The 20,721-nt window shown below is 72.5% G+C and carries 17 protein-coding genes; 12 read left to right on the top strand and 5 right to left on the bottom strand.

Annotation, left to right across the window (positions count from 1 at the left end):
- Window positions 1–44: 44 nt before the first annotated feature.
- The 4 genes from ACH35V_RS12735 (at window position 45) to ACH35V_RS12720 (ending at window position 5,423) form a co-directional block, all read left to right on the top strand.
- Window positions 45–836, top strand: coding sequence for an MBL fold metallo-hydrolase (locus ACH35V_RS12735; RefSeq protein WP_395972208.1), 792 nt, complete (start codon window positions 45–47; stop codon window positions 834–836).
- A 218-nt stretch (window positions 837–1,054) separates the two neighbouring features.
- A complete protein-coding gene (uvrA, locus tag ACH35V_RS12730; protein WP_395972206.1) occupies window positions 1,055–3,892 on the top strand; it encodes an excinuclease ABC subunit UvrA in 2,838 nt (945 codons plus the stop codon).
- Between the two features lie 456 nt (window positions 3,893–4,348).
- Entirely contained in the window at window positions 4,349–4,753 is a 405-nt protein-coding gene (locus ACH35V_RS12725) for a Rieske (2Fe-2S) protein (RefSeq protein WP_395972205.1), read from the top strand.
- Window positions 4,754–4,877: 124 nt separating this feature from the next.
- The gene (locus ACH35V_RS12720) at window positions 4,878–5,423 is read left to right on the top strand and encodes a Rieske (2Fe-2S) protein (protein ID WP_395972204.1); all 546 of its coding nucleotides are present in this window, start codon (window positions 4,878–4,880) and stop codon (window positions 5,421–5,423) included.
- Here the strand turns inward: ACH35V_RS12720 and ACH35V_RS12715 are convergent.
- The gene (locus tag ACH35V_RS12715) at window positions 5,410–6,549 is read right to left on the bottom strand and encodes a mechanosensitive ion channel family protein (RefSeq protein WP_395972203.1); all 1,140 of its coding nucleotides are present in this window, start codon (window positions 6,547–6,549) and stop codon (window positions 5,410–5,412) included. The genes ACH35V_RS12720 and ACH35V_RS12715 overlap by 14 nt on opposite strands.
- Window positions 6,550–6,720: 171 nt before the next feature.
- Here ACH35V_RS12715 and uvrC point away from each other — a divergent pair, with 171 nt between their 5' ends.
- The 4 genes from uvrC to whiA all read left to right on the top strand — a co-directional run bounded on the left by uvrC (window position 6,721) and on the right by whiA (window position 11,765).
- Entirely contained in the window at window positions 6,721–8,781 is a 2,061-nt protein-coding gene (uvrC, locus tag ACH35V_RS12710) for an excinuclease ABC subunit UvrC (protein WP_395972202.1), read from the top strand.
- On the top strand, window positions 8,778–9,656 hold the full coding sequence (gene rapZ, locus ACH35V_RS12705; RefSeq protein ID WP_395954401.1) for an RNase adapter RapZ: 879 nt from the start codon (window positions 8,778–8,780) through the stop codon (window positions 9,654–9,656). Before uvrC ends, rapZ begins: the two co-directional genes overlap by 4 nt.
- 100 nt (window positions 9,657–9,756) lie before the next feature.
- Window positions 9,757–10,722 carry a uridine diphosphate-N-acetylglucosamine-binding protein YvcK gene (gene yvcK, locus ACH35V_RS12700; RefSeq protein ID WP_395972200.1) on the top strand — a complete coding sequence of 322 codons (966 nt, stop codon included), beginning with the start codon at window positions 9,757–9,759 and terminating at the stop codon, window positions 10,720–10,722.
- A gap of 62 nt (window positions 10,723–10,784) precedes the next feature.
- Entirely contained in the window at window positions 10,785–11,765 is a 981-nt protein-coding gene (gene whiA, locus ACH35V_RS12695; RefSeq protein ID WP_395972199.1) for a DNA-binding protein WhiA, read from the top strand.
- Between the two features lie 2 nt (window positions 11,766–11,767).
- Here the strand turns inward: whiA and ACH35V_RS12690 are convergent, their stop codons facing one another.
- The 4 genes from ACH35V_RS12690 to ACH35V_RS12675 all read right to left on the bottom strand — a co-directional run bounded on the left by ACH35V_RS12690 (window position 11,768) and on the right by ACH35V_RS12675 (window position 16,964).
- Window positions 11,768–13,627 carry a heparinase II/III family protein gene (locus ACH35V_RS12690; RefSeq protein ID WP_395972198.1) on the bottom strand — a complete coding sequence of 620 codons (1,860 nt, stop codon included), beginning with the start codon at window positions 13,625–13,627 and terminating at the stop codon, window positions 11,768–11,770.
- A gap of 88 nt (window positions 13,628–13,715) precedes the next feature.
- Entirely contained in the window at window positions 13,716–14,939 is a 1,224-nt protein-coding gene (locus ACH35V_RS12685; RefSeq protein ID WP_395972197.1) for a hypothetical protein, read from the bottom strand.
- A 4-nt stretch (window positions 14,940–14,943) separates the two neighbouring features.
- Window positions 14,944–16,221, bottom strand: a complete 1,278-nt coding sequence (locus tag ACH35V_RS12680) for a hypothetical protein (RefSeq protein ID WP_395972196.1) — start codon at window positions 16,219–16,221, stop codon at window positions 14,944–14,946.
- Window positions 16,218–16,964, bottom strand: a complete 747-nt coding sequence (locus tag ACH35V_RS12675) for a hypothetical protein (RefSeq protein WP_395972194.1) — start codon at window positions 16,962–16,964, stop codon at window positions 16,218–16,220. Before ACH35V_RS12675 ends, ACH35V_RS12680 begins: the two co-directional genes overlap by 4 nt.
- Before the next feature lie 199 nt (window positions 16,965–17,163).
- Here ACH35V_RS12675 and gap point away from each other — a divergent pair, with 199 nt between their 5' ends.
- The 4 genes from gap (at window position 17,164) to secG (ending at window position 20,651) form a co-directional block, all read left to right on the top strand.
- Window positions 17,164–18,168: a type I glyceraldehyde-3-phosphate dehydrogenase gene (gene gap, locus ACH35V_RS12670; RefSeq protein ID WP_395972192.1), complete on the top strand. Its 1,005-nt coding sequence runs from the start codon at window positions 17,164–17,166 to the stop codon at window positions 18,166–18,168.
- A 110-nt stretch (window positions 18,169–18,278) separates the two neighbouring features.
- On the top strand, window positions 18,279–19,466 hold the full coding sequence (locus ACH35V_RS12665) for a phosphoglycerate kinase (RefSeq protein ID WP_395972190.1): 1,188 nt from the start codon (window positions 18,279–18,281) through the stop codon (window positions 19,464–19,466).
- 2 nt (window positions 19,467–19,468) lie between these two features.
- Window positions 19,469–20,263 carry a triose-phosphate isomerase gene (gene tpiA / locus ACH35V_RS12660; RefSeq protein ID WP_395972189.1) on the top strand — a complete coding sequence of 265 codons (795 nt, stop codon included), beginning with the start codon at window positions 19,469–19,471 and terminating at the stop codon, window positions 20,261–20,263.
- 151 nt (window positions 20,264–20,414) lie between these two features.
- Window positions 20,415–20,651, top strand: coding sequence for a preprotein translocase subunit SecG (secG, locus tag ACH35V_RS12655; protein ID WP_131962261.1), 237 nt, complete (start codon window positions 20,415–20,417; stop codon window positions 20,649–20,651).
- Window positions 20,652–20,721: the final 70 nt, after the last annotated feature.

The following is a 20,721-nucleotide window of genomic DNA, read 5'->3' as shown; positions in this document are numbered from 1 at the left end:
CCATCCTGTCGCACGGTTCCGCCCCGTGTCACACAATGGCGATCATGGAGCTTCCGATCTGCCTGACCTGCGGCGTCCAGTACGCCGGACCGCGCCCCGACTGCCCGATCTGCGAGGACGAGCGCCAGTACGTCGGCTGGGACGGCCAGCGCTGGACGACCCTGGAGGAGCTGCGCGCCGACCACCGCGGAAGGGTCGCCGAGGAGGGCCCCGGCGTCGTCGGCATCGGCTGCGAGCCGTCCACCGCCATCGGCCAGCGGGCCCTGCTGCTGCGCGCGCCGTCCGGCAACGTCCTCTGGGACGCGATCACCTACATCGACGACGAGCTGATCCGCCAGGTCACCGAGCTGGGCGGCATCTCCGCCATCGCGATCAGCCACCCGCACTTCTACGGCAGCATGATCGAGTGGGCGCACGCGTTCGACGCGCCCGTCTACATCCACGAGGCCGACCGCCGCTGGGTCGCCCGCCCCGACGACGCCGTCGTCTACTGGACGGGCGACACCCACGAGCTCGCCGACGGCCTCACCCTCGTCAACGCGGGCGTGCACTTCGACGGCGGCCAGGTCCTGCACTGGCGCGAGGCCCGCGCGGTGTTCTCCGGCGACATCCTCCAGGTCGTCAACGACCGCGACTGGGTCAGCTTCATGTACAGCTACCCGAACTACATCCCGGAGCGTCCCCGCACCGTCCGCCGTGCCCTGCGCCTCCTGGAGCCCCACGACTTCGACCGCGTCTACGGCGCCTGGTGGAAGAAGATCGTGTACACGGACGGCAAGCAGGCCGTCCGCCGCTCCGCCGACCGCTACCTCACCTACGCCCTCGACGACGAGTAGGCGCACCCGGGCGTTCCGGTGGCGGGTGGTGTTCGAACACGTGTACGGTGCGAGGGTGCCGCCCGGACGGGCGGGGAGCACCGTGAAATGCGGCGGCGGCCGCCGCTGTTATGGCCTCGGGGATTCTGTCGTACCCCCTGGCTAGCCTTGAGACCGACGTGTCTCTCCCCATCGCCGCGCCCAGAACCCGCGCCCAGAACAGGAACCGGAAGAACGCCGTGCATGACCGACTCATCGTGCGTGGAGCACGCGAGCACAACCTGAAGGACGTCTCGCTCGACCTCCCGCGTGACTCCCTGATCGTGTTCACCGGTCTGTCGGGCTCCGGGAAGTCCAGCCTGGCGTTCGACACGATCTTCGCGGAGGGCCAGCGCCGGTACGTGGAGTCGCTGTCGGCCTACGCCCGCCAGTTCCTCGGCCAGATGGACAAGCCCGACGTCGACTTCATCGAGGGCCTGTCCCCGGCGGTGTCGATCGACCAGAAGTCGACCAGCAAGAACCCGCGGTCGACGGTCGGCACGATCACCGAGGTGTACGACTACCTGCGGCTCCTCTACGCGCGGATCGGGCACCCGCACTGCCCGGAATGCGGCCGTCCGATCAGCCGGCAGGCGCCGCAGCAGATCGTCGACCGGGTGCTGGAGCTGGAATCCGGCACCCGCTTCCAGGTGCTCGCGCCCGTGATCCGCGGGCGCAAGGGCGAGTACCTGGAGCTGTTCCGCGAGCTGCAGTCCAAGGGCTACTCGCGGGCCCTGGTCGACGGCGAGATGATCCGCCTGGACGAGCCGCCCAAGCTGAAGAAGCAGGAGAAGCACGACGTCTCCGTCGTGGTCGACCGGCTCTCGGTGAAGGACTCGGCCCGGCAGCGGCTCGCCGACTCGGTCGAGACCGCGCTGGGCCTCGCGGGCGGCACGATCGTCCTCGACTTCGTCGACCTGCCCGAAGGCGACGAGCACCGCACCCGGATGTACTCCGAGCACCTCTACTGCCCCTACGACGACCTGTCGTTCGAGGAGCTGGAGCCCCGGTCGTTCTCGTTCAACTCGCCCTACGGCGCCTGCCCCGACTGCACCGGGCTCGGCACCCGCATGGAGGTCGACCCCGAGCTCGTCGTCCCGGACGTGGAGATCAGCCTCGGCGAGGGCGCGATCCAGCCGTGGTCGAACGGGCACGTCAGCGACTACTTCCTGCGGCTGCTGTCCGCGCTCGGCGACGCGATGGGCTTCGACCTCAACACGCCGTGGGAGCGGCTGCCCGCCAAGGCGCGCAAGGCGATCCTGGGCGGGCACGAGACCCAGGTCCACGTCCGCTACAAGAACCGCTACGGCCGGACGAGGTCGTACTACACGTCCTACGAGGGCGTGATCCCGTACATCCAGCGGCGCCATGCCGAGTCCGAGAGCGACGCCAGCCGCGAGAAGTTCGAGGGCTACATGCGGGAGATCCCGTGCCCGACGTGCGAGGGCGCCCGGCTCAAGCCGGTCGTGCTCGCCGTCACCATGGGCGGGATGTCGATCGCCGAGGTCGCCGCGATGCCGATCGGCGAGGCCGCGAAGTTCCTGCTGGCGATGGAGCTGAACGAGCGCGAGACGCACATCGCCGAGCGCGTCCTCAAGGAGATCAACGCGCGGCTCGGGTTCCTGCTGGACGTCGGCCTCGACTACCTCACCCTCGACCGGGCGTCCGCGACGCTGGCGGGCGGCGAGGCTCAGCGCATCCGGCTGGCCACGCAGATCGGCTCCGGGCTGGTCGGCGTCCTGTACGTGCTGGACGAGCCGTCCATCGGCCTGCACCAGCGCGACAACCACCGGCTGCTGGAGACGCTGCTCCGGCTCCGCGACATGGGCAACACGCTGATCGTCGTCGAGCACGACGAGGACACCATCGAGGCCGCCGACTGGATCGTCGACATCGGCCCCCGCGCCGGGGAGCACGGCGGCGAGATCGTCGTGTCCGGCACGCTCGACGACCTGAAGAAGTCCGAGCGCTCGCTGACCGGCGCGTACCTGGACGGGCGCCGCGAGATCGCCGTCCCGGAGATCCGCCGCCCGCGGACGCGCGGCCGCGAGGTCACCGTCAAGGGCGCCCAGCAGAACAACCTGCGCGACGTGGACGTGTCGTTCCCGCTCGGCGTCCTCACGGCCGTGACGGGCGTGTCGGGCTCCGGCAAGTCGACGCTGGTCAACGACATCCTCTACAACGCGCTCGCCAAGAAGCTGAACGGCGCGCGGACCGTCCCCGGCAAGCACAAGCGCGTCAACGGCGTCGACCAGCTCGACAAGGTCGTCCACGTCGACCAGTCGCCGATCGGGCGCACCCCGCGCTCCAACCCGGCGACCTACACCGGCGTGTTCGACCACATCCGCAAGCTGTTCGCGCAGACCACCGAGGCGAAGGTGCGCGGCTACCAGCCGGGCCGGTTCTCCTTCAACGTCAAGGGCGGGCGCTGCGAGAACTGCTCCGGCGACGGCACCATCAAGATCGAGATGAACTTCCTGCCGGACGTCTACGTCCCCTGCGAGGTCTGTCACGGCGCCCGCTACAACCGGGAGACGCTGGAGGTCCACTACAAGGGCAAGACGATCTCCGAGGTGCTCGACATGCCGATCGAGCAGGCCACGACGTTCTTCGAGCCCGTCACGGCGATCCACCGGCATCTGAAGACGCTGAACGACGTGGGGCTCGGGTACGTCCGGCTCGGGCAGCCCGCCCCGACGCTGTCGGGCGGCGAGGCGCAGCGCGTCAAGCTGGCGTCCGAGCTGCAGAAGCGCTCCACGGGCCGCACCATCTACGTCCTGGACGAGCCGACCACGGGCCTGCACTTCGAGGACATCCGCAGGCTCCTCGGCGTCCTGAACGGCCTGGTCGACAAGGGCAACACGGTGATCGTCATCGAGCACAACCTGGACGTCGTCAAGACCGCCGACTGGATCATCGACATGGGCCCCGAGGGCGGCTCCCGCGGCGGCACCGTCGTCGCGACCGGAACCCCCGAGGACGTCGCCGCCGAGGAGGCCAGCTACACCGGCCAGTTCCTCGCCAAGATCCTTTCCTGACCGGTTCGGGACACGGCCGAAATTTCGTCCGGGTTCGCTGAACCTTCCGGGTGGGCGGGGCCGTGTTGTGGGGTGAGGCGCTGAAAAGCGCGTCCCGCAGGAGGAGGAAGGCCGTCCGGAACGGGCGGGAAGGCGCACCGGAGGGCGGCCACGGCATCCACCTCGGCGCCGCGAGTGCGGGGAACCGCGGCGCGAGCTTCCTTCCGAACGCGGGACCGGCCGGACCGGCGGCGTGCGGGGGCATCCCCGCGGGCAGGGACGCCGCGGGTCCGGTCCGCTGTTCCCGGGACCCCTCCCGGTCAAGGGGAGGGGCCTCCGGGACGCCCGCCCGGACATCCGCCGCCGGGTGCCGCCCGCCGCCGGGTGCCGCCCGCCGCCGGGTGCCGCCCGCCGCGGAGTGCCGCCCGTGGGCGGGTCGCCGCAGGTCCGGGGCCGCCGTCCAGGATCATGGACCTCATGACTGACGCAGAGGGGATCGGCCGCCGCACGGTGCTGTGCGGGGCCGGAGTCGCCGGCGCCGCCGCCCTGGTCGGGTGCGGCGGCGACGAGGAGAAGTCCGCGCAGGAGCTCAAGGGCAAGGAGGTCGCGAAGGCCGCCGACGTCCCGGTCGGCGGCGGGAAGGTCAACGCGGCGGAGAAGATCGTGGTGACGCAGCCGAGCCAGGGCGTCTTCAAGGCGTTCACGGCGGTCTGCACGCACCAGGGCTGCACCGTGGGCGGGGTGTCCAACGGGGTGATCACGTGCGACTGCCACGGCAGCGAATTCAAGATCGCGGACGGGTCGGTGCAGCGCGGCCCGGCCGAGAAACCGCTGAAGGAGTATCCGGCGCAGGTCAAGGGCGGCGGGATCGTCGTCAGCTGACCGTCCGGCGCCCGCTCGGCGGCCGTCCGGCGCCCGCCGAACTGGTTCGGAATTGAACCATCCCGGGCGCGGATCCGTGCTCCCAGGTGACGTACGGGAATCGAGATGTCACCGGAGGGCGAGTATGCCAGAGGGGTCCGAGACGCGACTGGACGAGACGGAGCAGGCGCCGGGGGGCACCGCGCCGGGGGCCGCCGCGCCGGGGGGTGCGGCGGCCGGGGGCGGCACCCGCAGAGGACTGCTCGTCGGAGCGGGCCTCGCGGGCGTCGCCGGGCTGGCGGCGGCCTGCGGCGGCTCCGGCGACGACGACGCGGGCGGCTCGGCGGACACCGGCACGGGCGGCGGCTCCGGCGGCGGCCAGGAGACCGGCGGCGGTGGCGGGGGCACGGCCCTCGCGGCGGCCGCCGACATCCCGGTCGGCGGCGGCAAGGTCTTCAAGGACGCCAAGGTCGTGGTGTGCCAGCCGTCCCAGGGCGAGTTCAAGGCGTTCTCGGCCGCCTGCACGCACCGCGGCTGCGCCGTCGGCTCGGTGTCCGGCGGCACGATCAACTGCCACTGCCACGGCAGCAAGTTCAAGATCGCGGACGGCTCGGTGGCGAACCCGCCCGCGGAGGAGCCCCTGGAGGAGAAGAAGATCAACGTCCAGGGCGGGCAGATCATGCTCGCCTGACCGTCCGCGCGTGCACCGGGCCGTCCCCGCCGGGGCCGGCCCGGCCGCCGCCGCCGTCGGGCGCGGCGCGGCCGCCGTCGCCGCGGCCGTCGAGGGCGGTCTCCAGCGGTTCGACGCGGAAGCGGGGGAGCGCCTCGGGGTAGCGGTCGCGGATGTGGGAGATGAGATGCTCGCGGACGTCGCAGCGCAGGTCCCAGGTGCTCGCCGAGTCCGCCGCGCTCATCATCGCGCGGATCGTGACCAGCCCGTTCGGCTGGACGCCCACCGCCTGCAGGATCCACTCGCGGCGATCCCACAGCGGGTTGTCGCGGAGCGCCGCGTACAGCTCGGCGCGCAGCTCCTCGATCGGGACCGTCCAGTCGACGTGCAGGTCCACCGACCCGAGCAGCCGGGACGAGTGCCGGGTCCAGTTCTCGAACGGCTGCTCGGTGAAGTACGACACCGGGAAGATCATCCGCCGGTCGTCCCAGAGCCGCAGCGCCACGTAGGACAGGGTCAGCTCCTCGACCCGTCCCCACTCGCCCTGCACGACGACGACGTCGTCCAGCCGCAGCGCGTCGCTGAACGCCAGCTGCAGCCCGGCGAGCAGGTTGCCCAGCACCGGCCGCGCCGCGATCCCGACGACCAGCCCGGCGACGCCCGCCGACGCCAGCAACCCGGCGCCGACCGTGCGCACCGCCGGGAAGGTGAACAGCGCGGCGCCCAGCGCCAGCACCACGATCAGCACGGCCGCGATGCGGCGCAGCAGCAGCATCTGCGTGCGGGCCTTCCTGGCCCGCCGGTTGCGGTCGCCCTCGATCCGCATCAGCCGCTCGAGCGGCGGGTCGCTCAGCGCGTAGCCGATCCGCAGCACCAGCCACGTCGTCACGCCGATCGCGGCGATCCGCAGCGCCTGCCGGACCGCGCTCTCGGCCGGGTCCGCGAGCAGCCGGTACGGCATCGCGGTGCTGCAGCCCACGACCGCGGCGAACGCGAACGCCGGCGCGGCGACCCGCCGGGCGGCGAGCCCGGCCCCAGGCCAGCGCGCCGACAGCCGTCCGGCCAGCAGCCGCCGTCCCACCTCCACGAGGGTCACGGACGCGGTGACCACCGCCGCCAGCACGATCCAGGCCCCGAACGCGGACACGCTCGAACCGACCTCCTCCCGCTGCGCGCGGAAACCTCTTCCGGCCCTCCCTTTCCCGGGGTTTTGCGATCATGTGAACCTGACGGCGAGATCTCCGTCACCCGCGGAGAGGCGCGTGGAGGGCATGCGCGGGAGCACGGCGTGTCGGTGCCGCCCACTAGGCTTTTGGACGTGGCAGACCCGGCGACCTACCGACCCGCACCCGGCTCCATCCCCGAGTCACCCGGGGTGTACCGGTTCCGCGACGAGCACGGCCGGGTCATCTACGTGGGCAAGGCCAAGAGCCTCCGCCAGCGCCTCAACTCCTACTTCACCGACTTCTCCGCGCTGCATCCCCGCACCCAGACCATGGTCCGCACCGCCGCCAAGGTCGACTGGACGGTCGTCGCGACCGAGGTCGAGGCCCTCCAGCTCGAATACTCCTGGATCAAGGAGTTCGATCCGCGGTTCAACGTCCGTTACCGCGACGACAAGTCGTATCCCTACCTCGCCGTCACCCTGAACGAGGAGTTCCCGAGGGTGATGGTGATGCGCGGTGCCAAGCGGAAGGGCGTGCGCTACTTCGGGCCGTACTCCCACGCGTGGGCGATCCGGGAGACGGTCGACCAGCTGCTGCGCGTGTTCCCCGTCCGGACGTGCAGCGCGGGCGTGTTCAAGCGGCAGCACCAGCTCGACCGGCCCTGCCTGCTCGGCTACATCGGCAAATGCTCGGCGCCGTGCGTCGGCCGCGTCACGCCGGACGAGCACCGCCTCCTCGCCGAGGACTTCTGCGACTTCATGGCGGGCCACACCACCCGGTTCATCAAGCGCCTCGAACGCGACATGCGCGAGGCCGCCGCGTCGCAGGAGTACGAGCGCGCGGCCCGGCTCCGCGACGACGTCCGCGCGCTGGAGCGGGCGCTGGAGAAGCAGGCCGTCGTCCTGCCCGACCGGACCGACTGCGACATGATCGCCTTCGCGGAGGACGAGCTGGAGGCGGCCGTCCAGGTGTTCTACGTGCGCGGCGGGCGGATCCGCGGGCAGCGCGGCTGGGTCGTCGACAAGGTCGAGGACGTCACCACCGCCGACCTGGTCGAGCACTTCCTCATCCAGATCTACAGCGAGAGCGAATCGGTGCCGCGGGAGGTGCTCGTCCCGGCCCTGCCGCCCGAGGAGGAGGCGATGACCGAGCTGCTGTCCGAGCAGCGCGGCGGGCCCGTCCGGCTCCGCGTCCCGCAGCGCGGCGACAAGAAGTCGCTGCTGGAGACGGTCGCGCGCAACGCGCACGAGGCGCTCAAGCAGCACAAGACGCGCCGCGCGTCCGACCTGACCACCCGCAGCCGCGCGCTCCAGGAGATCCAGGACGCGCTGGAGCTGGACGACGCGCCCCTGCGCGTCGAGTGCTACGACGTGTCCAACCTCCAGGGCACCAACGTGGTCGCGTCGATGGTCGTGTTCGAGGACGGCCTGGCCCGCAAGAGCGAGTACCGCCGCTTCACGATCAAGGCCGTCGAGGGGCAGGACGACGTCCGCTCCATCCACGAGGTCATCACCCGCAGGTTCAAGCGGTACCTCGCCGAGAGCGAGAAGATGGGCGAGCTCGACCACCTCGGCGATCCTGACGAGGAGGGCGCGCACCAGCCGATCGACCCGGAGACCGGCAGGCCGCGCAAGTTCGCCTACCCGCCCAACCTCGTCGTCGTCGACGGCGGCCCGCCGCAGGTCGCCGCCGCGCAGCGGGCGCTGGACGAGCTGGGCGTCGACGACATCGCGGTCTGCGGGATCGCCAAGCGGCTGGAGGAGATCTGGCGGCCCGGCGAAGGCGACCCGGTGATCCTGCCGCGCAACAGCGAGGGCATGTTCCTCGTCCAGCGGGTCCGCGACGAGGCGCACCGGTTCGCCATCACGTTCCACCGGCAGCGGCGGTCCAAGTCCATGACGGTGAGCGAACTCGATAACGTTCCGGGTCTGGGCCCGGCGCGCCGCGCGGCGCTGCTGAAGCACTTCGGCTCGCTGAAGCGGTTGAAGGACGCGACGCCGGAGCAGGTCGCCGAGGTCCCGGGGATCGGCCTGCGCAGCGCCGAGGGCATCGTCGCGGCGCTGCACGGCGCCGCGGTCCCGCGCGGGGGCGCCGGGACGCACGGTGCTGAAACGGACGGCGCCGGGACGGACGGCGCCGGAACGAGCGGTGCCGGAACGGGCGGCGCCGAGACGGGCCGCAACGACGGGGAGCACACGGGGAGAGGGTCATGACCAGCGAGACGAAGATCCCGGACATCGTGATCGTCACCGGCATGTCCGGGGCGGGCCGCAGCACGGCGGCCAAGTCCCTGGAGGACCTCGACTGGTTCGTGGTCGACAACCTGCCGCCCGGCCTGCTGGCCACGATGGCCGACCTCGGCGGCCGGGTGAAGGACGCCGTGCCCCGCATCGCCGTCGTCGTGGACGTCCGCAGCCGCGCCTTCACCGAGGACCTGCACTCCTCCATCGCCGAGCTGGAGGCGCGCGGCGTCCACCCGCGCGTGGTGTTCCTGGAGGCGAACGACGCCGACCTGGTGCGCCGGTTCGAGAGCGTCCGCCGCCCGCACCCGCTGCAGGGCGACGGCCGCCTCGTCGACGGCATCGCCCGCGAGCGGGAGCTGGTCCGCGAGGTCCGCGCCGAGGCCGACCTGGTGATCGACACCAGCGGGCTCAACGTGCACGAGCTCCGCAACAAGATCATCGGGTTCTTCGGCAACGACACCGGCGAGACCAGCCTCCGCGCGACCGTCGTGTCGTTCGGCTACAAGTACGGGCTGCCCGTCGACGCCGACCTCGTCGTCGACTGCCGGTTCCTGCCGAACCCGCACTGGGTGCCTGAGCTGCGGCCGAAGACGGGCCGCGACGCCGCCGTCCGCGACTACGTCCTCGGGCAGCGCGGCGCCAAGGAGTTCCTGTACGCGTACGCGGAGGTGCTGCGGCTCCTCGCCGACGGCTACGAGCGCGAGGGGAAGCACTACGTGACCCTGGCCGTGGGATGCACCGGCGGCAAACACCGTAGTGTGGCCATGGCGGAACAGATCGCCGCCCGGCTGCGGGACGAGGGCATCGAGGTGCAGGTCGCCCATCGCGACCTCGGCCGCGAGTAGAATCCCCGTCCGGCCCCTTGTTGGGGGACGACCCCCACGCCCCCGGGAAAGAACTGGCGCCCGGCGGGATCCCGGACGAGGAGAGCAGGTCGACGGCACGGTGAAGCCCAACGGCCCGAAGGTCGTCGCGCTCGGCGGCGGCCACGGCCTCTACGCCTCGCTGTCGGCGCTGCGCCGCGTCACCGACCGGCTGACCGCGATCGTCACCGTCGCCGACGACGGCGGGTCCAGCGGGCGGCTCCGCCGCGAGCTGGGGGTGCTGCCGCCCGGCGACCTGCGGATGGCGCTCGCCGCGCTGTGCGGCGACGACGAGTGGGGCCAGACGTGGCGGGACGTCGTCCAGCACCGCTTCCGCAGCGAGGGCGACCTGCAGGGCCACGCGGTCGGGAACCTCCTCATCGTCGCGCTGTGGGAGCTGCTCGGGCAGGAGGCGGCCGTCGACGGGCTCGACTGGGTCGGGCGGCTGCTCGGCGCGCACGGGCGCGTCCTGCCGATGGCGGCCGTCCCGATGGACATCGTCGCGGAGGTGCGCGGCGCCGACCCGGCGAGGCCCGACGAGATCACCCACGTCAAGGGGCAGGTCGCGTGCGCGAAGACGCCCGGCAGCGTGCTCGGCGTCTCGCTGGTCCCGGCCGACCCGCCCGCCTGCCCGGAGGCGCTCGCCGCCGTCGACGACGCCGACTGGATCGTGTTCGGGCCCGGCTCGTGGTTCACCAGCGTCCTGCCGCACCTGAAGGTCCCGGCGCTGGCCCGCGCGCTGGCCGGGTCCCGCGCCCGCCGCGCCGTCGCGCTGAACCTCGCGCCGCAGCCCGGCGAGACCGACGACTTCTCCCCGCAGACCCATCTGGAGGTCCTGCGGGCGCACGCGCCCGGCCTGAGCGTGGACGTCGTCCTCGCCGACCGCGGGGTGGTGGACGACCCGGCCGCGCTCGACAAGGCCGTCCAGGAGATCGGCGGGCGGCTCGTCCTCGCCGACGTCGCCGCCGAGGATGCCGCCGAAGACGGGTCCCCGCGCCATGAACCCGCCCGTCTGGCCCAAGCCTTCGTACAGATATTCAGTGAGTGACGCCCGGCGCCGCCGCGATCGGCGACACTGCTGGGAGTCCGATAGGGGGAGGGGTCCAACTCATGGCGATGACCGGTGTGGTCAAGGACGAGCTAAGCAGGCTGACGATCTTGAAGCCGTGCTGCCGCAAGGCCGAGGTCTCGACGCTGCTGCGCTTCGCTGGCGGCTTGCACCTGGTCAGCGGGCGCATCGTGATCGAGGCCGAGATCGACACCGGCGTCGCGGCCCGGCGCCTGATCAAGGACATCTCGGAGGTGTTCGGGCACACCTCCGAGGTCGTCGTGCTCGCGCCGAGCGGGCTGCGTAAAGGCAACCGCTACGTCGTCCGCGTGTTCCGGGACGGCGAGTCGCTGGCCCGGCAGACCGGTCTGATCGACAACAACGGGCGGCCCGTCCGAGGTTTGCCCCGGCATGTCGTCGCGGGCGCGGCCTGCGACGCGGAGTCGGCGTGGCGGGGCGCGTTCCTCGCGCACGGCTCGCTGACCGAGCCGGGCCGGTCCATGTCGATGGAGGTGACGTGCCCGGGCCCGGAGGCGGCGCTCGCGCTGGTCGGCGCGGCCCGCCGCCTCAAGATCCACGCGAAGGCGCGGGAGGTCCGCGGCGTCGACCGGGTCGTCGTCCGCGACGGCGACGCGATCAGCGCGCTGCTCACCCGGCTCGGCGCGCACGACAGCGTCCTGGCGTGGGAGGAGCGCCGGATGCGCCGTGAGGTCCGCGCCACCGCGAACCGCCTCGCGAACTTCGACGACGCGAACCTGCGGCGCTCGGCCCGCGCCGCCGTCGCCGCCGGCGCCCGCGTCGCCCGCGCGCTGGAGATCCTCGGCGACGACGCGCCCGAGCACCTCGTCAAGGCCGGGCGGCTCCGGCTGGAGCACAAGCAGGCGTCGCTGGAGGAGCTCGGCCAGCTCGCCGACCCGCCGCTGACCAAGGACGCCATCGCGGGCCGCATCCGCCGCCTCCTCGCCATGGCCGACAAGCGCGCCGGCGACCAGGGCATCCCCGGCACGGACGCCAACCTGACCGCGGAGATGCTCGCTCCCTGACCTCAGCGGACGCGGTGGAGGCCGCCGTCAGGCTTGGCCACGAAGGCGAGCCGGTAACCGGAGAACGCCGCGTCCACGCGGACGCCGCCGCCGGGCAGCGAGCGGGTGCGCACGTCCGGCCGTTCCGTGCCGCGGACGGGGGCGATCAGCGTCAGCATCCGCACCCGCGATCCCCGCGCCGAGAGCGACACGACCGGCGCGGGCGTCTTCTTGCGGTGCCCCGGCGCGACCCACCCCTGCCGGGGGTTCAGCGACCCGCGGACGGTCCGGGCCTGTGACGACGGCGTGCCGGGCAGCGGTATCCGCAGGAAGTGGACGCGGACCCGTCCGGCGGTGGCGACGGCGCCCGTCCCGCGCGGCACGGCCGTGAACGCGGCGGGCAGGTGCCAGAGCTGCTCCACGGGGTGCGGGACGGCAGAGCGCACGTCGTCCAGCACCAAGAGCGCGTCGGGATCGGACGCGGCGAGCACCGACCGCGACCGGGTCGTCCCCGTGAAGGCCGTGTCGGTGAACGAGAACGTGTCGGCGCCGGGCCGGAACTGGTGCCCGGTCAGCGCCGTCGCCGCGTCCGGCCGGAACGGGACGTCCCGCACCACGACCGTGTTGTGGGCGTCGGGCGAGCGCAGCCATTCCTGCCACGCCGGGTCGCTGTAACCGATGTGGCCGCTCGGGACGAGGACGTCGCGGCCGAGCGCGTGGAAGGTCAGCGCCATGTGGTCGTTCTGGCCGTGCGCGTACCGGCCGGGGCCGAAACGCGCCGTGTAGGCCATCTCATCGGTGTACGCGCGTCCGTCGCGGCCCCATCCGGAGCGTCCCATCACGTATCCGGCCTGGTACACGCGCGCCCGCCGCGTCGGCGGGGTGCCCATGCGCCCCTGGGACGCCACGTACCTGATCGGGCCGTCCCCAGGGGCGCCGATCTCCGACGCCTCCGACGCCTCCGACTCGCCGATCTGGACGAGGTCCCCGGCGGGCGTCGTCTGGAACGCGACGAACTCGTCCAGCAGGCGGTGCCGCCGGACGAGCTCGTCCGGGACGGGATGTCCGCACCGGCGCATCACCTGGAACGCGAGCCGCCACCGGCCCCGGTTGTAGACCGTGTAGTACGCGGACTGCTCGTTGTTGGCGCCCTCCGCGTCGATGGCGGGCCGCGCGCCGCCCGGCGGGTCGAGGATCGCCTCGCGCAGCCGCCGGTGGCCGATCTCGGCGAGGTCGTCGCGGCCGATGCCGCAGCCCGCCGTCATGAGGATCATCGACTCGTCGGTGCCGTGGTTCCAGGGGCCCAAGTAGTGCCCGGGTTCGGCGAGCCACCGCGCGTGCGCGGCGATGGCGTGGTCCAGCCACCGGCCGCTCCGGTGCCGGCGCAGGCAGACCAGGGTGGCCAGCCGGAACTTGGTGCCCTCGGAGATCGCCTCCCGCCGATGCCGGCCGAACCGGCCTGGGTCGCCGTTGTCGCGCAGCCAGTCGCGGACGATGCCGGCGGCCGTGTCCAGCGCTGCGGGGTCGCCCGTCCGCGCGTACTCCTTGATCGCGCCGCCGAGCCATTCGAGGGAGTGGAGCCACAGCTGCCAGGTCCGGTCGCCGTAGGGGTCGAGGCCCCAGTCCACGTCCGTGCCGGTGGCGACGCGCACCGGCGGGACGCCGGGCACCCTGAACCGGCCCGCGCGGACCTCCGCGGCCGGGTTCAGCCCGTCGAGGCCGTTGTAGCCGAGGCACACGGACCTGTCGGCCGCGACCGCCGCCGTCACCGGGACCACGGGCGGTGCGGCCGGAGCGGCGGCCCGCTCGCAGCCCGCCGACAGCGCCAGCACCAGCACGGCGCTCCCCGCCCGGCGGGCGCCCTGCCAAGATCGAGTGATCACATATCAAGGACACCTCACGCGCCCCTCCGGCTGACCGCCCCCGATGACGGGACGATGAACAGCCCGGGAACTCGGCGCGCGCCGTCGTTCAGCGCGGCTTGGCGTCCCCGCGCAGGACGCGGTGGACGAGGTCGTCGCGGAGCTGCCCGTAACCGGTCTCAGCCCAGACGCTGTCCGCCGGGTCGGCCTCGTAGTAGGGGACGTCGCGGCCGTCCCGGCGGTCCATGAGGACGTCCGGCGTCTCCCTGCCGCGGGCCGCGCGGGCGCACGGCCGGCAGCTCCGGACCCGGAGGCTCTTGCGGGACCCGAGCGGACGCCAGTCGATCTTGGCGGTGGCGTCCCCGTGGAGCGGGTTGAAGAAGCAGAGCGGGACCGGCGGGATCTCCGGCTCGCCGTTCGCGACCGCCCGGGCGGAGGCGAACGCGTCACGGCCCTGGTCGAGCAGCACCAGCACGCCCGCCAGGTCGGGGACGCCCCGGGCGGCGTCGAGGGTCTTGCCCGCGGCCTGGTAGGCGTCCAGCGCGGCGGTCATCAGGGCGCGGGCCCGCTCGCCGGTGGTCGGGACCGCGGTCTCGTCGAGCAGCTCGCCGAACGCGATGACCTCGTGGGACGCCTGCTCGCGCAGCTGGTCCTCGTTCGCCCGCCGCGCCGTGGCGAACACCGTGCGGGGCATCAGCAGGCCGCTGCCCTCGCGCCGGACGGACGCCATCCGGCGCCGCCGCCACAGCAGGAACCCGCCGACGCCCACGACGGCGAGGCCCGCCGCGCCCGCGCCGAGGGGAAGGGCGAGGCCGCCGTCGTCAGCCCCTGCGGAACGGGGTTCGCCGGTGCGGTTCGCCGCCTCCCGCCGGGCCTTGGAGCGGCGCTCGATCTCGGCGGAGACCCGGTCGTACTCCCGCTTGCCGGTGCCCGAGATGATCAGGTCGGCGACGCGGGACAGCCGGGCCGCGAGCGGGGTGTCGTCCATCGCGCGGTCCAGCGTGACCGCCCAGGCGGCGTCGCGCGCCTGGTGGTCGCCGCCCCATTCGCGGGCCGTCAGGTCCTGGCTGTCCTCGCGGAGCGTGATGAAGATCCCGTCGCGGCCGAGGCGGTCGTGGACGACGGTGGCGAGCTGGTCGGCGTCCGCCCAGATCCCGCCCGTGACCAGCGGGACGAGGACCACGTAGATCGGCGCCGGCGCCTTCTTGAACTTGGCGATGAGCCTGCGCCGCTCCGCCATCGGCAGCGCCGACGCGATCGAAGGGTCGACGTAAATGGGGGAGCGGCGCAGCGCGGCGGCCAGCCGTTCGCCGGGGGACGGTGCGCTCGACACCGGTTCACTCAACACCGAGGTACCTCATCACACGGGGAAGGAACTTCTTGCGGTCGGCGCCCCACGCCGTGTCACGCCACACGCCGCGGACCGCGGTGTGCGGACGGCCCCCGATCTCCATGAGGTGATGCCTCCGCAGCCCGGTCCGGCGCTCGGTCTCCTGGCAGGCGCCGCAGAGCGGGCACGGTTTGGGCAGGACGCCGTCGCCGTCGAGTTTCGGGACGTACGCGCGCCCGGTCGACTCGCCGTGCAGCGGGTTCACCAGGCACGGGGCGGGCGGGAGGGCGACGTTCCGCGTCAGCGCGATCCGCCCCTGCCGGGCCAGGACGATCGCGCCGACGAGATCGATCGCGCGCTCCTCGTCGTCCTTGGCGTCGTCGTAGAGGATCTGCGCGGCGTCGTAGGCCGACACGGCGAACAGGCGCCCGCGCTCCGCCTCGGCCGTGGCGAGCAGGTCGCGGAGCCGCCCCACCTCCTCGGCCGCGTTGCGCCGCAGCCAGCGCATGCTCGGCTTCCTCGGCGCCCGCGGATGCTTCACGACGTCGTCCGGACCGGGCGATCGCCCCCTGCGGACCAGGGCGAGGACGCCGATGCCCGCCCAGTACAGCAGCGCGGCCGAGATCGGCCCGACGAGCAGGAGCCCGGTGAGGAGCGGGCTCTTGACCTCGGCGTCGCGCGGCCTCAGCTTGTTCTCCTCCCCGAACGGATCGGGGCTGGAGTACAGCCTCGGCGTGGACGGGGACGCCGGGGGCGCCGCGGCGTAGCCGTTCATCCGCTGGACGAGCCGCTCCACGAGCCCCTCGAACGGACGGTCGGAGTCGGCCGGACGCCAGGAACCCGGCTCGTCGTCGTCCAGGGACGAGTAGTCGTAGTCGCGCGGCACCTGGAACGCCTCGGAGTCAAGCCCCCCGTGCGTGTCGACCATCAGGTAGAGCCCGTCCCGGCGCGACCGGTCGTGCAGGGCGAACAGGAAAGCGTCGTTGCGTCCCTGCGACTCCGAGTCGGGCGGGTTCGGGATCACGACGACGTAGACCGGGGTGCCGAGCTGCTTCGCCGTCCGCCGGACGGCCTGGCGCACCCGTCCGCGCTCGGCCGCGTCGAGGGCGCCGCTCGCGTCGGGGTCGACGAACAGCGGGTCCTTGGCCAGCGCGGCGGCGACCCGGTCGAGGCGCCGGTAGGCGTGCGGCGGGTCGTCCGCGGTGGCGACCGGCTCGGCGGCGGCGACCGGCCCTGCGGCCATGATCAGGACGGCGAGCAGCGCCGCGACCCCTGCCCGCCTCATTTCCGCCCCTTGCCCCGGCCGCGGCCGACGTTGCCTTCGCTCCTCTTCGCCCGGCGGACGCGGCGTGCGATGAGCAAGCCGAGGATCGGCAGCCCGCCGAGCGCCGCGCCGCCGCCGAACGCGGCCTTCTCGATCCGGTCGGCCCGCCGGTCGGCTCTGTCGTCGGCGTTCAGCGCCTTGCGGGTCGCCGACTCGGGCCTCGGACCCGGATGATCGCGCCGCTCCCTGGCCCGGCCGGACAGGGCGATCTCCACGAACCGCCCGATCATGTCGGGGGCGCTCACGTCGTGGGCCAGTTCGAACTTCGCGGCCCACCAGGCGTCGTCCACGGGAAGGCGCCGGGAGCCGCCGAACTGCCGGGCCTCGCCGTGCCCGCCGGACGGGTCGACCACGACGTAGACCCCGTCCTTGCCCAGCCGGTCGCGGAGCAGCGCCACGAGTGAGAGCGAGTCGCCCGGATTCTGCTCCCCGAGGCCGAGGGTCGGCGTCACCGCCACGTAGGCGGGCACGCCGAGCCGGGCGACAGACGCCTTGATCCGCGCGGCGGCGTCCGGGGGCAGCGACCGCGGCGCGTGGTCGGTGACGTACACGGGGTCGCGGCGCAGCGCCGCCGCGAGGTGATCGGCGCGGGACAGCTCGTCGGCACGTTCCACCGACGCCGCGGCGGAGGGCCCTGCCAGGCCCGCGAACAGGCAGGTCAGGACCCCGCTCAGAAAAAGGGTGAACAACCGGCCGGGGCGCATGGAGCCGGATTCTACTGATGATCGGCAAAACGCCCGCACCCGCGGATCTCCCGCGCCACCGGTGTCGGGCTACCCACCGGTCATTGGATAGGGTCGAGGCTGGGGGAGAACCCCGGATGGACCTGGGGGAGATCCCCGGATAGACGTAGCTAACAGTCCGGCTGACCACCGGGCGATTCGACGTGCGAGGAGCCGTTCCGTGACCATCCGAGTAGGCATCAACGGGTTCGGCCGGATCGGCCGGAACTTCTACCGGGCCGTGAAGGCGTCCGGAGCCGACATCGAGATCGTGGCGGTCAACGACCTGACCGACAACGCCACGCTCGCCCATTTGCTCAAGTACGACACCATTCTCGGCCGTTTCCCCGAGGACGTGCACGCCACCGCCGACGAGATCGTCGTGGGCGGCAAGGCGATCAAGGCGTTCGCCGAGCGCGACCCCGCCGGCCTGAAGTGGAGCGACGTCGGCGCCGACGTCGTGGTGGAGTCGACCGGTTTCTTCACCGACGCCGCCAAGGCCAAGGTGCACGCCGACAACGGCGCCAAGAAGGTGATCATCTCCGCCCCGGCGAAGAACGAGGACGTGACGCTCGTCCTCGGCGTCAACGACGACGCCTACGACCCGGCGAACCACACGATCATCTCCAACGCGTCCTGCACCACCAACTGCCTGGCCCCGCTGGCGAAGGTCCTGCACGACAGCTTCGTCATCGAGAAGGGCCTGATGACGACGATCCACGCCTACACGCAGGACCAGAACCTCCAGGACGCCCCGCACAAGGACCTGCGCCGCGCCCGCGCCGCCGCGCTGAACGTCGTCCCGACCTCCACCGGCGCCGCCAAGGCCATCGGCCTGGTGCTGCCCGAGCTGAAGGGCAGGCTGGACGGCTACGCGCTGCGCGTCCCGGTGCCGACCGGCTCCGCCACCGACCTGACCGTCACGCTGTCCCGCGACGTCACGGTCGAGGAGGTCAACGCGGCGTTCAGGGCCGCCGCCGAGGGCCCGCTGAAGGGCTACCTCACCTACACCGAGGACCCGATCGTCTCCAGCGACATCGTCACCGACCCGGCGTCCTGCATCTTCGACTCCGGGCTGACCAAGGTCATCGGCGACCAGGTCAAGGTCGTCGGCTGGTACGACAACGAGTGGGGCTACTCCAACCGGCTCGTCGACCTCGTCAAGCTCGTCGGCTCGCAGCTGTAACCCGTAGCTGGTAACCCCGTAGCCGTAACCCGTAGCCCTTCGTGCCGTGGCCGCGCCCGACGGAGCGCGCGCGCCACGGCGCGGCCGTGTACGGAAGGACACCGCATCCGATGCGCACCATTGACGACCTCGACGTCGCCGGTCGCCGCGTCCTCGTCCGCGCGGACCTGAACGTCCCGCTGGAGGACGGCGAGATCACCGACGACGGGCGGATCCGGGCGAGCCTGCCGACGATCGAGGCGCTGCGGGCCAGGGGCGCCAAGGTCATCGTCTGCGCCCACCTCGGCCGTCCCAAGGGCGAGGTCAAGCCCGAGTTCTCGCTGGCCCCCGTCGCGGCGCGGCTCGGCGACCTGCTCCGCGCGGACGTCGCGTTCGCGTCCGACGTCGTCGGCGACTCCGCCCGCGCCGCCGCCGGCGGTCTCGCGGACGGCGGCGTCGCCCTCCTGGAGAACCTGCGCTTCGAGCCGGGCGAGACCAGCAAGGACGACGCCGAGCGCGGCGCGTTCGCCGACCGGCTCGCCGCCCTCGCCGAGATCTACGTCGGGGACGGGTTCGGCGCCGTGCACCGCAGGCACGCGTCCGTCTACGACGTGCCGAAGCGGCTCCCGCACGCCGCGGGCGGGCTGATCGCCGCCGAGGTCGAGGTGCTGAAGCGGCTCACCGAGGACGTCGAGCGCCCCTACGCCGTCGCGCTCGGCGGGTCCAAGGTGTCCGACAAGCTCGGCGTGATCGACAACCTGCTCGGCAAGGCCGACCGCATCCTGATCGGCGGCGGCATGGTCTTCACGTTCCTCAAGGCCCAGGGCCACGAGGTCGGCAAGAGCCTCCTGGAAGAGGACCAGCTCGGCACCGTCCGCGACTACCTGCGGCGCGCCGCGGACGCGGGCGTGGAGTTCGTGCTCCCCGTCGACATCGTCGCCGCGGCCGCGTTCTCCGCCGACGCCGACCACGGCGTGGTCGCCGCCGACGCGATCCCGTCCGACCGGCTCGGCCTGGACATCGGCCCCGAGTCCGGCAAGCTGTTCGCCGCGCGCCTCGCCGACGCCCGCACGATCTTCTGGAACGGCCCCATGGGCGTGTTCGAGATGGAGCCCTACGCCGGCGGCACCCGCGCCGTCGCGCAGGGCCTCATCGACTCCGGCGCGTTCACCGTGGTCGGCGGCGGCGACTCCGCCGCGGCCGTCCGGCGGCTCGGCTTCGACGAGGCCGCCTTCTCCCACATCTCGACCGGCGGCGGCGCGAGCCTCGAATACCTCGAAGGCGAGACGCTGCCCGGCCTGCAGGCCCTGGAGGACTGACGATGGCCCCCGCGACACCCGCCCGCAAGCCGCTGATGGCGGGCAACTGGAAGATGAACAACAACCACCTCGAGGCGATCGCGCTCGTCCAGAAGATGGCGTTCGCGCTCAAGGACGCCGACTACGACGCGGTCGACGTCGCCGTGATCCCGCCGTTCACCGCGATCCGCTCGGTGCAGACGCTCGTCGACGCCGACAAGTACCCGATCGAGTACGGCGCGCAGGACGTCTCGCCGCACACGTCCGGCGCCTACACCGGCGACATCTCCGCGTCGATGCTCGCCAAGCTGCGCTGCGCGTACGCCCTCGTCGGGCACTCCGAGCGCCGCCAGTACCACGCCGAGGACGACGCGCTCGTCAACGCCAAGGCCAAGGCCGCGCTCGCCGCCGACCTCACCCCGATCATGTGCGTCGGGGAGGGCCTGGAGGTCCGCAGGGCGGGCGGGCACGTCCCGCACGTCATCGAGCAGCTCGACGGCGGCCTGGAGAAGATCACCGCCGAGCAGGCGCGGCGCACCGTGATCGCCTACGAGCCGGTCTGGGCGATCGGCACCGGCGAGGTCGCCACCCCGCAGGACGCGCAGGAGGTCTGCGCGGCGATCAGGACGCGGCTCGCCGAGCTGTACGACGGCGGAGTGGCCGACGAGGTGCGTATCCTGTACGGCGGTTCGGTGAAGGGCGGCAACATCGCCAAGCTCATGGCGCAGGCCGACGTGGACGGCGCCTTGGTCGGTGGTGCCAGCCTGGACCCGGGAGAGTTCGTCAAAATCTGCCGGTACCGGGATCTCCCCGTCTGATCAAAGTGATCAATTCCGCGTGAACTGGGGGTTCTTGCCGAACCAGCGGGTTGTTCGTCGTACCCTTCGTAGCTGACGGGTAAACCGCCCGGCCTGACCCACCGTCTGAACTACAGACCGTCCTGAACTACAGACAAGGCGCTGAAGAATCGTGATCATCGCATCGTCCATAGTGCTCATCGTCACGAGCCTGCTGATGGTCGTCCTCGTCCTCATGCACAAGGGCAAGGGCGGCGGACTGTCCGACATGTTCGGCGGCGGCATCTCGTCGTCCCTGGGCGGGTCGTCCGTGGTGGAGCGCAACCTCGACAGGCTGACGGTCGCCGTCGGCGTCCTCTGGTTCGCCTCGATCGTCGCTCTCGGGCTCCTGTTCAAGGGCGACGCCTGAAGCACCCGTTCCGACCAATGCGAGCGCCGCGCCGCCCCAGGAGGTCACGGGCGGCGCCGGAAGACCAAGC

This window comes from Actinomadura sp. 1N219 (genome assembly GCF_044326405.1).
GTDB lineage: Bacteria > Actinomycetota > Actinomycetes > Streptosporangiales > Streptosporangiaceae > Spirillospora.
Note: the sequence above shows the minus strand (reverse complement) of the source record. Positions and strands in the feature narration are given on the sequence as shown.

Coding starts and splice junctions, on each gene's coding strand:
- whiA (WP_395972199.1), top strand. CDS start 10,785: ATGGCGATGACCGGTGTGGTCAAGGACGAGCTAAGCAGGCTGACGATC.
- ACH35V_RS12735 (WP_395972208.1), top strand. CDS start 45: ATGGAGCTTCCGATCTGCCTGACCTGCGGCGTCCAGTACGCCGGACCG.
- ACH35V_RS12665 (WP_395972190.1), top strand. CDS start 18,279: ATGCGCACCATTGACGACCTCGACGTCGCCGGTCGCCGCGTCCTCGTC.
- ACH35V_RS12680 (WP_395972196.1), bottom strand. CDS start 16,221: ATGAGGCGGGCAGGGGTCGCGGCGCTGCTCGCCGTCCTGATCATGGCC.
- tpiA (WP_395972189.1), top strand. CDS start 19,469: ATGGCCCCCGCGACACCCGCCCGCAAGCCGCTGATGGCGGGCAACTGG.
- ACH35V_RS12720 (WP_395972204.1), top strand. CDS start 4,878: ATGCCAGAGGGGTCCGAGACGCGACTGGACGAGACGGAGCAGGCGCCG.
- ACH35V_RS12675 (WP_395972194.1), bottom strand. CDS start 16,964: ATGCGCCCCGGCCGGTTGTTCACCCTTTTTCTGAGCGGGGTCCTGACC.
- rapZ (WP_395954401.1), top strand. CDS start 8,778: ATGACCAGCGAGACGAAGATCCCGGACATCGTGATCGTCACCGGCATG.
- ACH35V_RS12725 (WP_395972205.1), top strand. CDS start 4,349: ATGACTGACGCAGAGGGGATCGGCCGCCGCACGGTGCTGTGCGGGGCC.